We start from the raw sequence: 14078 nt of genomic DNA, 5'->3' as shown, positions 1-14078 counted from the left end.
TTCACCCTGCTGGTATCTCCGCTTTATGCCGGAATCGCACTGCGCCAGCCGTGTACTGAATTGAGATTTTTCGCCGTAAATGCTGGAGTCCACGGCTGAGTTGTCATCGCTGAAAATCGTGAAATTTTATTAAATGGGGTAACTATTCTTCGACTGTGTAGTTATCCGCTTCAGGAGAATAACCCCGACAAACGCATGCCAGCTTATGCCCGTCAGGATCGCGCAGATAGGCAACATAAAAGTCGGGGCCGTATAAGGTTCGTGTGCCTGGAGCGCCTTCATTCTCTCCACCCGCAAGAAGGCCGGCTGCATGAAAGCGTCTGACAAGTTCCGCGTTATCTGCACTGAATGCGAACATGGTTCCGTTTCCAGCCGTCGCGGTATGTCCATCAAAGGGAGGGCAAATACAAAAGCTGAACCCCTGATCCGGATTATTGTCATCTCCCCACATTGCCCAGCCCTCTGTCCAGGCTGGCTGTCGCGAATAGCCGAGGACGTTAAAAATAGCGTCATAAAAGTCCTCGGATCGCTGAAGGTCATTTGTACCCATCGTGATATACGTCAGCATTTGATTACAACCTCTCGCCGTTTGTCTCAACAGATACTATACCGTTCACAGCAGCAATGAATATTTACCTGACACGCCACTTTCCGCTTTAAATCAGAGCACCGGCTATCAAAAGCACCTTATTAATGGCGGCAGCTGGCATGCCCTCTGTTGTTCAATAAGTGACTTTGCTGACGGTAACGTTCTCTGCTCTAGAACCACAACTGAAGTCCGCTTCCCGATCAAAACAAACGTAACCGCTGGCATCATGCTCCAGGCATATCAGCCCGCGGTGTGAACACAGATATTCAGCCACATTTTCACTTTCCAGACCTGCCAACATCCGCGCCGAGGCGTCTTCTTAACATTCTGATACGTCTGTTCTGAGGGAAAAATCACAGGAAATTTAATAAACCGCCGGACGCTGCCGATAACCTCAGGTATCGAAACTTCGTACGCAGGAAACAGCATCCATGTCACCATTCGACACCCATAGTAAGCAGCAGGAAATTACCGAGATTACGGCACGTGCTGGCTACATCCTGCGGCAGCTTCGCGACAGTCTGCAACAGCTGGGCCTTGATAAAACCATTGCCGATGTGGCGGGAAGTATCCCGAACGCCCGTGAAAGGCTGGGTTATGTGGTCACAATGACCCGTGAAGCCGCAGAGGGCGTCATCAACAGCGTAGAGATCACGCAGCCTCTGCAAACCGAACTGGGCGAAAAAGCGGAGAAGCTCACACAACGCTGGGATGCCGCTTCCGGGAATCCGTCGGACAAAGAACAGGCTCAGGCACTAGCTGTGGATACCGCGGCCTTGCTGGATGAGGTCCCTCGTATCACGGGTCTGACACAACAGCAGTTGCACGCAATTATGATGTCACAGGGCTTTCAGGATCTCACCGGACAGATAGTTCAGGCGATGATGGCCGTGCTGAATCAGGCTGAGCAGCAGCTGATACAGGTTATCCGTGATAACACCGGCTCACATGGCACGGCCAGTGCGCCGTCTAAACCCGCCTCCCCATCAGAAACCCCTGCCAGTCAGGATGATGTAGACGACCTGCTGGCCAGTCTGGGAATGTAAACCGAATGAAAGAAACCCGGATAGCACTGACAATAAATATCAGGGTAATCCGGCGTTCTTACTGAAAACAGATGTGTTATTAAGCGTCCGCTCGTAGCGCCCGCCTGTTTTCGTAACCCATTAAGATGCCGACACCCGTCGGCTACAGGGGCAGACCTGACTGCGACCACCCCACTCCATAGCCTTTTCGGAATCGCACTGCACCTGAATACCCTTTTGCATCGCTCCACACCCGTCATCTGCATTCGTTCAACCCTCCTGCGTCATCCTCTTCCCACCTTCAGCTCAGCCTGCGTTGAGATGTTGTACCGACCAGATGGACTGCCAGAATATTTACCTAACAAATGTTAGGTAGGCATTGACGTGGGTCGATCTTGCAGCTAAGGTTTATCTACCTAACGATTGTTAGGCAACTCAGCCACCAACCCACAGGATCGACCATGACCGCTAAACTTCAGCTTTTCACCTCGCCTTCGGCCTTTCCGAACCCACAGCGCCTGCGTCTGTTCATGCATGAAAAGGGCATCGCTGATCAGTTTGCCGAGACCATCTATGACATGTCTCCTGGAGGAGAACAGCGTGGCTGGCGTCATTTGAATATGAACCCGTGGGGCGAGACGCCTACCCTTCAACTGGCTGACGGTAGTTATATTTCCGAAACGGCTGCTATCGTTCGTTATCTTGATCAGGAATATCCGGGGCGCAGGATTATGGGGGAGACCGCGCTGGAACAGGGTCTGGATAATATGTGGGATAACCGGGTGTGGGTGCATATCCTGTACCGCATCGTTACCGCATTCCACGTGTTGCACACCGGGCTCGGCTTCAAGCTGGAACTGACCAAAAATGAGGCCTGGGGCGAACACTGCCGTAAGGAAGCGTTGTCTCATGCCGCTCTGGTCAATAGTCATCTGTCAGACGGTCGCGAATGGCTGCTCGGCGGCGATGCTCCTACCTTCTCAGACATTACGCTGGCAACCGCGATCGCTTTCTCGAAATTCCCGGTCAATGCCACCCCACTGGACGAGCGTTTTGAGTTCTTAGATGCGTACTGGCAGCGCTGGACTAAACGTCCCGCTTTCCAGGCAGCCTACGCCGATGGCAATAGCGGCATTCCTGAGCTGGATTCGCCAGCCCGGTAATCCGCTCTTACTGGAAATGCTGGTACACCGGGATCGTTATCTGCTGACTTTCCCGGTGAGCATGGTTTTCCGGAAAGCGTCGGCTGTCGATGTCGCTTGCTGAATCCTGATGGAGCGACATCTGCCTGAGCATCCTGGACGCATTGAACTCACTGCGCTTACTGACAATCTGCCTGTCACCCGGTAAGCGTTTGCTGTAAATTAGCGTTCCCAGTTTAAGAGATTATCCCAATACCAAAGGCATCAAGATGAGCGTCAACGCCAGGGAAGCCATTTTGTTGGCGGCCAAAAAAATTGCCCAGTCCCAGGGTTACAATGGTCTGAATTTCCGCGACCTCGCCCAGGAAGTGGGTATTAAAGCGGCGAGTATTTATTACCATTTTCCAGGTAAGGCCGCTCTGGGCACTGCGGTTGCCAGACGATACTGGGAGGACGGTGCGCTCGCGCTGGAAACAATCGAATCAGAAAGTCCCTATCCGATTGATGCCCTGCATCGCTTTCCTGAAATATTCCGAAGATCGCTGGAGGCCGACAATCGTCTCTGCCTGGGCAGTTTTATGGGTGCGGAAAAAGATACCTTACCCCCTGAGATGAGCGAAGAGATTCAGAAGTTCGCTGATGTCAACATTGCATGGCTGAACAGGCTTCTGGTGGCGGCAAAGGTGTGCGAATCAGAGGAGAGTGAATCCAGAGCACGTGCAATTTTCACAGCCATTGCCGGTGCCCAGCTTATTGCCAGAAGTCGCTCTGATATCGCGCTTTTCGATTCACTGGTGGATTCATATCGCGCCTTCGGACCTCTGCCGGCATAGCCGCTGTCAGCAACTCACTTTAGCTAACATCCAGCTTGCTACATGCGCACCAATGCGAAGCGGCGCCCGGTAGCGCCTGTACTTTTCCACTCAGGATTCTCGCCTTTGGCTCAATGCGCGACCGGCAAGAGCAAATGTATTACGCCGTGTCGCATCATCACCTGCGCTGAAGGGGTGAAGCTTCGGATCAGGAAAGCATTTATTTCAGCGATTACGCCAGTGTGATAATCCACAATTCACTGTCTGACTCCGGTTTCTTCAGCAGCTTCAGCCCGATGGTCGTGGCAACCGGCTTGTCATCCACCGTAAGCGCCCCCTGCTCCGTCACCCGATAATCCTTACGCTTCTTACCTTCAACCGGATTCTGCATCACCGCTTTCACGCCAAAGTCATTGTCATTAGTGACCGCGAGCGTTTTATTGTCGATCAGCGCCAGCCCTTCGGCTTTCTCCTGCTGCCAGCCCAGCTGACGTAAATCAACCACCAGCTTTTTAGCAGCGAACTTTATGCCGCGTTTCAGCAGCGTTTTCTCGTCGTCAGACTCGGGATATTCACCGGGCTTATCATATGCTGAAAGCTCGGTAGCGGGGCTGAGATCCACCTTATAGACAAGGTTGCGCATCGCATCGTTTTTGTCGGTGCCCTGCTCTATCAGCAGGATATGCTGATTGTCGATCGCCACGATATCGCCAATTTTTGCGTCACTGTTTTTACTGTAAGCCTCGCTGTCGATCGGATATCCATACATGGCAGTTTTCCCGGTCGCCGGATCGAAACTCACCAGGCGGGTAAAGCGCGCCTGCTTTTTACTTTTACCGTCGATATCCAGTGTGCTCTGTACCGCGGCGATGATACGCCCATCGGGCATGCGGGTGATCCCCTCAAAGCCACGGTTTGGCTGACGCCATTTGAGTATGTTCGGCAGACCGCCCGCGATGGATTTCTCCCCTTCGGCGGCCTGCGGCCCGTGAATCGCCAGGATTTTACCGCGCTCATCTACGTTAATCAGGAACGGACCATACTCATCGCACAGCCAGTATCCGCCCTTGCCATCCGGCGTAATGCCTTCCGTATCCAGACCACGGTTATCGCCCTGCAGCGCTTTCAGCGTATCGCTTAGCGCGACCTCATTGGTTGATCCGATGACGCCATCCTGCAACGGCAATCCGTTAACGTTGCCCTTGTCGTCATGCAACGGTCGGGCATCTGTGGCCTCGGCTTTGCCGTTCTGCACCTGAATATTCATCAGCAGCGGGGCGAAGTCCGGCGTGACGAAAATTTTTGCCTCTTTCTTTCCCACATCAGGCGAGTCGGCATTGGGTCCGCGATCGGTGACGGTAACAAAGGTCAGCGTATCCCCCTGCTTACCGGTAAACAGCAAACCAGAGCCGATACCCACCGGCAGACCCTGAGGAAATGCGCTGGCGAAGGCACCGTTGTAACTCACGCGCGTTCCTTCGGGGAAACTGACGATGTAACGTTCGACCTTTGGCTGTGCCGCTAGCGTTGATAAAGAGAGTGCGCAACCGATAACCAGAGAAATCGCTTTTATTTTCATATTTTTATATCCGTTAAGGAAAGACACGAGCCTAGAGAATAAAAATGACAGAAAAATGAAATCACCGGGAAACATTGAAGGTGAAACGAGTGATTATTCTCCCGTGAGGTAAGCGGGATGAAACTGTCTGTTCAGACAATACGGTCCGTATCAGGACATCAGTAAACTGAGGGGCTTCTGGTTAACGATGCTCACGATCATAACAATGCGACAGATCGCGCAGCGTTCACTCCCCGCCTTTGATTTACGCTGTTATATCCCGGAAAAGATGTTTACATTTGTTCAGCAAAATTATCTGCCGCTCATCAAAGCGCCATCACAGGGAAGAACCGTGGTTAACGTCATCATTAAAGTCATACCGCAAACAGAGGCAGGGAAAATATGAGGGAGATTACGGCCGATAAGATAACCGGGATGCCATCACGAACGGCAGCATATCTTTGCCGTCAAATCGGGCATCTGGTCAAAACAGGAAGCCTGAGCCCGGAGACCTGCCAGCGCATCTTTGCTTTCTGTGGTATCAGACCCTCAGATGCGCAGTGGCGTCAGTTTCTTATCCCGGTACTTTGCTTTCTGGGATTACTGTCACTGGTTGCCGGGTCGGTGTTTTTTATTGCCTGGAACTGGGCCTGGATGCCGAAGATGGCGAAATTTGCCCTGGCCGAACTGCTGATCGTCGCGCTGGCGGTAGTGGTCTGGTGGCGCTGGTACAGCACGCTGGCACGCAGCGCATTGCTGGCAGCAGGATTAAGTTTCGGTGCCCTGTTTGCGCTTTACGGGCAGATTTATCAGACGGGTGCGGATAGCTGGGAGCTCTTCCGGGCCTGGTTATGCGTTCTTCTGCCGCTGGCGCTGATTGCCCGGCAAAACAGCCTGTGGTTTTGCAGCTGGCTGGTCGCTAACCTGGCGTTCCAGCTCTATTACACCACCACGTTGCCCACGTCACTGCTGGACCTTGCCGTGTCTGACAGCTTCTTCTGGCTCCCGACGACAGTGCTGCACGGCTATCTGGCGCTGCTGGCAGCCTGCCTGATTATCAGGGAAGTTCTGGCCTGGCGGGCAATAACGCATCACCCTCAGAGCTGGCTGGCAAGCCGCTGGTTCTCACGCGTCATGGCCGGATTTTTACTGCTGTTGCTGACCACCATCGTGGCCGGGAATATCTCTGACGGGCACGGCGCTAACCACTTTACGTTTGTCACGGGCGGCTGGGTGGTTACCCTGCTGGCAGGCTATTACCTGTACCGTTATCGCCATGTGGATCTCTGCATGCTGACGCTGGGCATCGCCAGCCTGACGGTTGTGGGCTGCGCGCTGATCATGCAGTTATTCCTGGTGGCCTATGTTACGGCTGACCTGTATCTGACCGGCGTCCTGATGATTTTCTGGGTAGCGGCAAATGGTTCGATCCTGCTGAAGTGGCAGCGCAAACTGGCTGAAAAGGGGCCGTTCGATCTGGCTCCGGCCAGGCTGACCTTACTGACAGACGCCTTTCGTCAGCAGGGCCTGCTGAGCGACGCACAGATCAGGGAGATTAAGCAACGTGGTCACGCGTCGGACCTGCCCTGGTATCTGAGGCTGGCGCTGAGCGTCGGAGGCTGGGTCGCCGCGATCATTACTCTGTTACTGATGGCGCTGGTGCTCTATTCCACCGACCTGCTCGATGACCAGAATGCTGTCACCCTTATCCTGCCTTCACTGGTCCTCGCCGTGATTGCCCGCGGCCTGTTACGCAGCGATCGTGACGGTAAGTATCACCTCGGGCTGGCATGGGCTATTGCGGCGACGTGCGGTCTGGTTTTCGGCGTTGTGTTACAAATCCAGAGCAATGACGTCAGCTTTATGATGCTGAGCTCACTGTGCGCATTACCGATTCTTACAGCGATGGCGGTGGCGATGCCTGACCGCACTTACCGCTTTATGGCCATCACTGCCCTGACTTTTTTTCTGGTGCTGGCAGGCTATTTACTTTCCCTGCACTACCTGTCGCCAACGGCAGGCCGCGTTGCTGTTTCCCTGCTGGTGGGAGCGGTGATGTTTTTGTGGCTGTGGATTGTCAGCCATCAGCTGGAATTACTGGCAGGATCCTATGCTGACGCCGTACATCCGCTGCTGTATGGCATCCCGACGGGTCTGATGCTGCTGAGTTTCCCCGGAATAAACGCGGCGGTTCTCATGGATTTCTTCTGGTCTTCTGCACAGTTTTCTATGCTTCAGTCTGCGACAGGCACCGGTATTGCGGCAGGTGTAGTGCTGAGTGCGCTCAGTCAGAAAAGAAGCGGTCAGCCGCTGTTTTCGATAATCACGCTGCCCGCCACCCTTATCTGCGGGGCTGCCGCCCTTTATGCCCCAGGTATCGGGCTGGGCTTATGGTTAATTCTGATGGCGCGTTATCTGGGAAGTCCGGGATTGCTGGTGGTCAGTAGCGGGTTCCTGGTGCTCTATGTCATTGGCTGGTATTACTTCCTGGAAGTGCTACTGCTGCATAAAGCGCTGTTACTGCTGGCTGGCGGTCTGGTTTTGCTGGGGCTGGCGTGGGGCGTCACAAAAGTGTTACCCGCACAAATCGGAGGTGCGAGTGAGAATGCGTAATAAGAGCCGATGGCTGGCAGGCGCAGTGATAGCGCTGGCGCTGGTGACCGTTAATATCAGCATCTGGCAAAAAGAGCAGTTGCTTAAACAGGGCGCGATCATGATTTTACCCCTTGCGCCAGTTGACCCGCGATCCCTGATGCAGGGTGATTACATGGCCCTGAATTATGCCCTCACCCGATCGCTGGAGCAGACACTGTATCAACAGGCGGTGGCCTGCGGCGCGACCCGGTCATCGCCATGCCTGCCCACCAGCAGGACCCTGATTGTGGATCTCGATGCGCAGCGTCATGCAACTCAGGCCCGGTTTGATCAGGGTGAGCCGCTACAGACGAATCAGCTACGAGTGAAATACCATCAACACTCCGGATCGCTGACCGTCGGCACCAACGCTTATTTCTTTCAGGAAGGTCATGGCGAGCGTTTCGCGCAGGCACGCTACGGGGCATTCCGCGTGGGGAACGATGGCACAGCTCTCCTGACAGATCTGCTTGATGAGCAGGGAAAGGTGATTCAGCCTTAGCTATGCAAGACGCAAGCTAATGTGCACAGATCAGACTGACAGCCGGACTAAATATTCTTACTGAAAGGATTTCTGTAGCAGCGCATCACGATGCCTTCGCAGGTCTGCGGCCATCGGATTAATCAGGTAGCCTGAAACGTCAGTCAGAAATATCCTTAGCGACAAACAGATTTAAATGGCAAAAGGTCTGATATGGAATCGATGAATCTGCACAACATTTACCGTTCTGCAAATGAGAATACCGTTGCGATGTGGAGGGAAAATGCAGGCATTGGCGATATCAGGCAAGGTAACTACTACGATCCGGTAAAACTCGCTCTCGCAGCAGGCATACAGCCGTCTGTGTCCTCAGATGTCTCACGTCTGCTGCGTGAACTGCAGCAACTTACCCAAGATGATCCGCTGGCCGATGTTCTGCCAGCAGACGGTTTTCATTTTACCTTCTTACCTCTGACCCTGCCGCTCTATCACGAAAACGCGCCGTTGCCCGAAAAAGTGGATCAGCTGACGGCTATCTGGACCGGATTTGAGGCGAAGAAAATCGTTATCAGGCATCTCCGGCTCGTTGCGTTGCCCGGTCAGTTGTTGCTCGCAGGGATCCCTGAAAGTCCTGTTGTAACCATGCGCCAGTCATTCTGCGAAAAGGTGCTCAACTCTGACTGGAAAAATGAGCTGATGATGCGTCATTCGGGCAGCCTATTACCGCCCCCCTTCTGGCACAGCACCCTGCTGCGTTACAACGCGGCTTTTATACCCGCAACCTTACGTCACTATTTTCTGGAACGTCAGGCCGTTGATTTTGGGGAGGTCGCCGGAGAACTGACGCTGGCAAAGATCAACTACAACTGGACAAAATGTTACCCATTACGGGTTAACTGATGCGATGTGATTCCCTGTCAGAAACGATTTTTGGCCTGCATCTGTGTGAGCTTACTTATAGCCGCATAGGTTCAGGTCCGTTTTTCTCTCAAACCCTCCGTCAGCAGACTAAATCAGGATCTTTTCGTTTACCTGGCTGTTCCCGTAAACTACAGGACGCAGGTTTTAATTCATGAACACGCAAAGAGGATGATAAAGCCTGCCATGCAGAGCCGTTACATTGTTGTCTGTGAATACTCCTCGATTTTGTTTTCGCAACCAGGGCCGACGGCTCAGGAAAATACCCGCTTATCACACCAGGAAATAACATGCTTTTGGCGAATGTACCTTTTACTGAAATCCTGACTCAATCGTCATTGCGGGCATGAGTCGTCAGCTGTTTGTTTCTCTGGATGGCCCCAAGGGAGCCGGTAAAACCACGCTTCTGGAGGCCATTACGCAAGTGCTGAGGGCAGATAATATGAAAGTGATCCGACTCAGCGAAAAAAAGAGCGATCCTTTCAGGGCGGAATCCATGGCACTGGTTAACCGGCTCGCCAGAGATCCCTCGGCAGATCTGGAATGGGAAATCTGTCAGCGCTTTGCTGTCAGCCGCGCCTGGATTTCACAGAACGTACTGGCTAAACAGCCACAGGACAGCGTTATCCTGATGGATCGCTGGTATCCATCGGATGCAGCGTTTCGCCGGATGGTTTCTTTTACAGAGATTCTGCAGCTAAACCGTGCGCACAACGTCCGCGCGCCCGATCTGCATGTCGGAGTGGTCACTGCGCCCGAGGTATCCTGGGAAAGAGCCGCAGCACGATCGCGTGGCCTGGGAAGTACGGTAATTCACCGCCTTGAAGAACATATCGCCTGCACCCGCGCGTTTGAGCAGGAAGCTGCGAATAACGGCTGGTTTTTATGCCGCAATGAAGGGAGCATTGAAGAGGCAACGATGCAGGTGGTGGCTGAAATTAACAGCGTGCTTTATCGGTCCTGAAGAGCAGAAAACATATAACTCTGTGGGCGCGTAATCCTCTTTCCTCCGCAAATCCGCGCGCATTGGGTTGTACAGAAAAAACCCTTTATTTTACTTGTCTGAAATCAAGATTAGTCAGATTACCGCTGGCACAGGCATACCTCTTTCCCCTATAAAATTGCTTTATTTTTCATATAAGGCACAGGGAATTGCGCTACGCATCAATACCATTCAATCATAACCAACCGGGCTGGCCTGCGGGTGAGCACAGTTTTTCGCCACAGCCAGCGTTGCAGGGCGATATCACTGCAGACTGGGTCATCGTCGGGGCAGGATTTGCAGGCGTCGCCTTTGCGCGCCGTCTCGCGGAAATCAATCCCAACCTGAAAATCATCATCGTCGAAGCTCATAGCACACAGCAAAGCGCATCGGCACGTAATTCCGGCTTCGTTATCGGCCTGCCGCATAATATTGGCAGTTCAACTGCCGAATTAAAGAAGGCAAACGCATACCGGAATTTGCTTCAGGAAGGCATTCGTCAGCTGGAGCAGGTTATTTCTCAGCATCATCTTAAGTGCGACTGGGAACGGGTCGGCAAATATCACTGTCAGGCTGAACCTGGTAATGACGCTATTTTAAAGGAGTATGCCAGCCATCTCGATCTGATGAACGAGCCGTGGCAGATGTCAGACAGCGAGGAGCTGTACCAGAAACTCGGTACGCACTTTTACAGCAAAGGAATTTATACACCGGGCTGCGTGCTGGTTAATCCGGCGCAGCTGATTGCCGGCATGAACGCGTGTTTACCTGAGAATGTTCAGCGCTTCGATAACACACCCGTGCTGGGGATCCGTTACGGCAGCATGGCTGAAGTGCTGACACCTTTTGGGGTGATCAAAACGCCAAAAGTGATGCTGGCTACCAATGCACTATCGCCGGAGCTGCGTTCGGGCCTTTCGCGTCAGGCTGCTATGGCTACCTTCGCCAGCATCACCGATCCGCTGACGGACGAACAACTGGCTACCCTGCCCCCGATGCAGAGCTGGGGACTCACGCCGGTTAACGCCATTGCCGGAGCGACCTTCCGTTTTACCTCAGATCGCCGTTTCCTGATTCGCCAGCATGTCATACCCGCGCTCAGAGGCCAGGTAAATGCGGCACGAACTTATGAGGCGACCCGGCTGCATGAGCACTTATTTAAGAAAGTCTATCCGACGCTGGGCAGTGTGAAGATCACCCACACCTGGTCTGGCACCATCAGCGTCACGCGTAACGGCGCGCCGGAATGGGGTATGCTGAACAAGTTTCTCTGCACGGCAGGCGGCTGTAACGGCGCAGGCATTTCAAAGCAGACCGTGGCAGGCACGCTGCTGGCGGATTTCATGATGAAACAGGATAACCCGCATATTGCAGATATGCTGTCGCTGGGCAAAGCCAATGTCATGCCCCCTTCGCCAGCACTGGATATCGGCATTGCCCTGTCGCTGATGAAAGAGCGATATCTGGGCCGTAAGGAAGTTTAATTTTTATACAAACGGGCCTGAACAGACCGCTTACGAGGATATTTATTCAGGCCCGCCTTTTCGTTAAATATGAGTTCTTATTGATTTCGTTTCACTTCAGATCGGTTTATTCAATGGATAAATCATTTACAACTTTCGCGACACGTTTAATACGACGAATGTTGCCAATGCCTGTCCCAAGCGAGATATAGCCTTCGTCTGTATTACCTTCCAGCATGATATCCGCCTCTTTTAATTCACGGAACAATGCTGGAATGATCGCGCTTTCGCCATAGCCGGTATAGACCACTACTCTGACGCCCTCTTCTCTTATCACCTACAGAATAGGCGGCATCCAGATGTCGTTGTCGGGCTGGGGGAAAAAGAATAAACAGGCACTGACGCTATTTTCTCTATAAATTCCGGTTCACATCCGCATCCATGGCGGCTATCCAATCGTTAAGTAACGCGACCCTGTCAGGTTTAAAATCGCGTTTTCTTAAACGAACCGGCGTGATCGGCATCACAAATTAGCTACATAAACCGCACAAAGTGTAGCAAAAAGTTCACTTTTACTTAACATTGATAGGGTTGAAAATGAGCCTATCGTCAATCCATCAGGTTGTTAACGATATTAAACAGATGTTTTAAAGCAGTTATTTGCATTATCACGGTCATCAACTACTTAACTCAGAGTTGCTGGCATATAAATTTTATTAACGCTTACTGATTATTTCAGAAAGACCTTTATTGGCTTATTTCCGCAAGGTTATGGAATACCTTTATGCCACGATTTAATGTCAGTCAGCCCGTATTGCCCCGCGTCGCGTTCATATTGCTATTCTCACTATACATCGCTGTTTTCCTCAATTTCGCTTTTTACAAACAGGCCTGGTCACTTATCGCGCCGGACGGGATGAGCAGTATGCTGTTTTTCCTTTCCATGCCGATTGTCGCTTTTAGTGTGATAAATAGTGTGGTGACGCTGGCCTCCTTTTTCTGGCTGGACAGGATAACCATTGCGCTGTTTATCATTGTCGCTGCCATAGCCCAGTACTTTATTCAGCACTATGGCATCGTTCTTGATCGTTCAATGATTACCAATATGGTGGACACCACACCCGCTGAAAGCCTGGCACTGCTGACGCCGAAGATGATAGTAGTCATTTTCTTTACCGGCTTCTTTATGGCCGCACTCGCTTTCTGGCCTGCTTTTAAAAAGTCGGTACCGGTGTGGAAGGGATTACTTCAGCGCGGGTTAAGCCTAGTTATTTCAGTTGCATTAATAGCGCTGATAGCGATGTTTTTTTATAAAGACTATGCATCACTGATTCGCAATAACCACCAGCTGTTGAAATCCCTGAGCCCTTCTAATTTTATCGCTGCCTCGCTCTCTTACTATAATCATCGCGAGCGGGCGAATCTTCCTCTGGTGAAAATAGGTGAAGATGCCCATCAACGCCCCCAGATGCTTAACGGCCCGAAAAAGAACCTGACGATTCTGGTCGTAGGCGAAACGTCCCGCGCCGCTAATTTTTCTCTGGGCGGTTACCCACGCCCCACCAACCCTTTGCTGGCAGAAGAAGACGTTGTCTACTTCCCTGACGTCGCATCCTGTGGCACCTCTACGGCGGTCTCGGTCCCCTGCATGTTCTCAAATATGCCGCGCAGACACTACGATGATGCGCTGGCCAGTCATCAGGAGGGATTACTGGATATTATTCAGCGGGCTGCCCTGAGCGTTTTGTGGCACGAGAATGATGGTGGATGTAAAGGTGCCTGCGACCGGGTGCCTAATCAGGGTATGACAGCCCTCAATCTTCCGGGAATGTGCATCAAAGGCGAGTGCTATGACGAAGTGCTTTTCCATGGCCTTGAGACCTATATCAACCAGCTTAAGGGTAATGGCGTTATTGTACTGCATACGATTGGCAGCCACGGCCCAACCTATAATCATCGTTACCCCCCGGCGTTTAGTAAATTTACGCCAACCTGTGAGACGAAACAGATACAGGAGTGCTCTCAGGAGCAGCTGATTAATACGTACGACAATACCATTCTCTATGCGGACTATATTGTCGATAAAGCGATTGAATTACTTAAAGCCCATCAGGAGAAGTTTACAACCAGTCTGGTTTATCTGTCAGATCATGGTGAGTCACTGGGCGAGAAAGGCGTCTATCTGCATGGCCTGCCCTATGCTATCGCACCTGAATTTCAGACTCGCGTGCCGCTGCTGATCTGGCTGTCACCCGATTACCAGCAGCGTTATGCCGTTGACTATACATGCCTGAACCGGATGGCGACTTCGCAAAAATATTCTCAGGATAATCTTTTTTCAACCATGCTGGGCATGACCGGCGTTCAGACCCGCGAATATGTCGCAGCAGACGATATACTGGCGACATGTCGCAATACGCCCGCAGAGAAATAAGAGTGATAAAGCCCCTGATGGGGGCTTTTATCTGGCTGGA

At 52.2% G+C, this 14078-nt stretch carries 12 protein-coding genes; 9 read left to right on the top strand and 3 right to left on the bottom strand.

Annotated features, from left to right (window positions below; all coding sequences use genetic code 11):
- Positions 1 to 142 precede the first annotated feature (142 nt).
- Positions 143 to 568: a VOC family protein gene (locus tag IBT54_RS02250; protein WP_201251474.1), complete on the bottom strand. Its 426-nt coding sequence runs from the start codon at positions 566 to 568 to the stop codon at positions 143 to 145.
- Between the two features lie 452 nt (positions 569 to 1020).
- Between IBT54_RS02250 and IBT54_RS02245 the strand changes: the two genes are divergently transcribed.
- The 3 genes from IBT54_RS02245 to IBT54_RS02235 all read left to right on the top strand — a co-directional run bounded on the left by IBT54_RS02245 (position 1021) and on the right by IBT54_RS02235 (position 3589).
- Positions 1021 to 1635, top strand: coding sequence for a protein phosphatase CheZ (locus IBT54_RS02245; RefSeq protein ID WP_095707992.1), 615 nt, complete (start codon positions 1021 to 1023; stop codon positions 1633 to 1635).
- Positions 1636 to 2075: 440 nt separating this feature from the next.
- Positions 2076 to 2777, top strand: coding sequence for a glutathione S-transferase family protein (locus IBT54_RS02240; RefSeq protein ID WP_033784918.1), 702 nt, complete (start codon positions 2076 to 2078; stop codon positions 2775 to 2777).
- A gap of 248 nt (positions 2778 to 3025) precedes the next feature.
- A complete protein-coding gene (locus IBT54_RS02235; RefSeq protein WP_201251473.1) occupies positions 3026 to 3589 on the top strand; it encodes a TetR/AcrR family transcriptional regulator in 564 nt (187 codons plus the stop codon).
- A gap of 211 nt (positions 3590 to 3800) precedes the next feature.
- Here the strand turns inward: IBT54_RS02235 and IBT54_RS02230 are convergent, their stop codons facing one another.
- Positions 3801 to 5147 (bottom strand): esterase-like activity of phytase family protein, encoded by a 1347-nt coding sequence (locus IBT54_RS02230; RefSeq protein ID WP_201251472.1) that lies wholly within the window; start codon positions 5145 to 5147, stop codon positions 3801 to 3803.
- Between the two features lie 381 nt (positions 5148 to 5528).
- On the opposite strand from IBT54_RS02230, the gene IBT54_RS02225 reads away from it, so the two are divergent.
- The 5 genes from IBT54_RS02225 (at position 5529) to IBT54_RS02205 (ending at position 11625) form a co-directional block, all read left to right on the top strand.
- A complete protein-coding gene (locus tag IBT54_RS02225; RefSeq protein WP_201251471.1) occupies positions 5529 to 7739 on the top strand; it encodes a DUF2157 domain-containing protein in 2211 nt (736 codons plus the stop codon).
- Entirely contained in the window at positions 7732 to 8262 is a 531-nt protein-coding gene (locus IBT54_RS02220) for a GDYXXLXY domain-containing protein (RefSeq protein ID WP_095707987.1), read from the top strand. The genes IBT54_RS02225 and IBT54_RS02220 overlap by 8 nt, the downstream gene beginning before the upstream one ends.
- Before the next feature lie 192 nt (positions 8263 to 8454).
- Entirely contained in the window at positions 8455 to 9141 is a 687-nt protein-coding gene (locus IBT54_RS02215; protein ID WP_201251470.1) for a hypothetical protein, read from the top strand.
- Between the two features lie 364 nt (positions 9142 to 9505).
- Positions 9506 to 10123: a dTMP kinase gene (locus IBT54_RS02210; RefSeq protein WP_201251469.1), complete on the top strand. Its 618-nt coding sequence runs from the start codon at positions 9506 to 9508 to the stop codon at positions 10121 to 10123.
- Positions 10124 to 10311: 188 nt separating this feature from the next.
- Positions 10312 to 11625: an FAD-binding oxidoreductase gene (locus IBT54_RS02205; RefSeq protein ID WP_013196016.1), complete on the top strand. Its 1314-nt coding sequence runs from the start codon at positions 10312 to 10314 to the stop codon at positions 11623 to 11625.
- A 106-nt stretch (positions 11626 to 11731) separates the two neighbouring features.
- Here the strand turns inward: IBT54_RS02205 and IBT54_RS25425 are convergent, their stop codons facing one another.
- Positions 11732 to 11914, bottom strand: a complete 183-nt coding sequence (locus IBT54_RS25425; protein ID WP_370585054.1) for a hypothetical protein — start codon at positions 11912 to 11914, stop codon at positions 11732 to 11734.
- A 474-nt stretch (positions 11915 to 12388) separates the two neighbouring features.
- Between IBT54_RS25425 and eptA the strand changes: the two genes are divergently transcribed.
- Positions 12389 to 14038 carry a phosphoethanolamine transferase EptA gene (gene eptA, locus IBT54_RS02195; protein ID WP_201251468.1) on the top strand — a complete coding sequence of 550 codons (1650 nt, stop codon included), beginning with the start codon at positions 12389 to 12391 and terminating at the stop codon, positions 14036 to 14038.
- Positions 14039 to 14078: the final 40 nt, after the last annotated feature.

It is taken from the genome of Pantoea sp. S62, assembly GCF_016658625.1.
GTDB classification, from domain to species: domain Bacteria; phylum Pseudomonadota; class Gammaproteobacteria; order Enterobacterales; family Enterobacteriaceae; genus Pantoea; species Pantoea vagans.
Note: the sequence above shows the minus strand (reverse complement) of the source record. Positions and strands in the feature narration are given on the sequence as shown.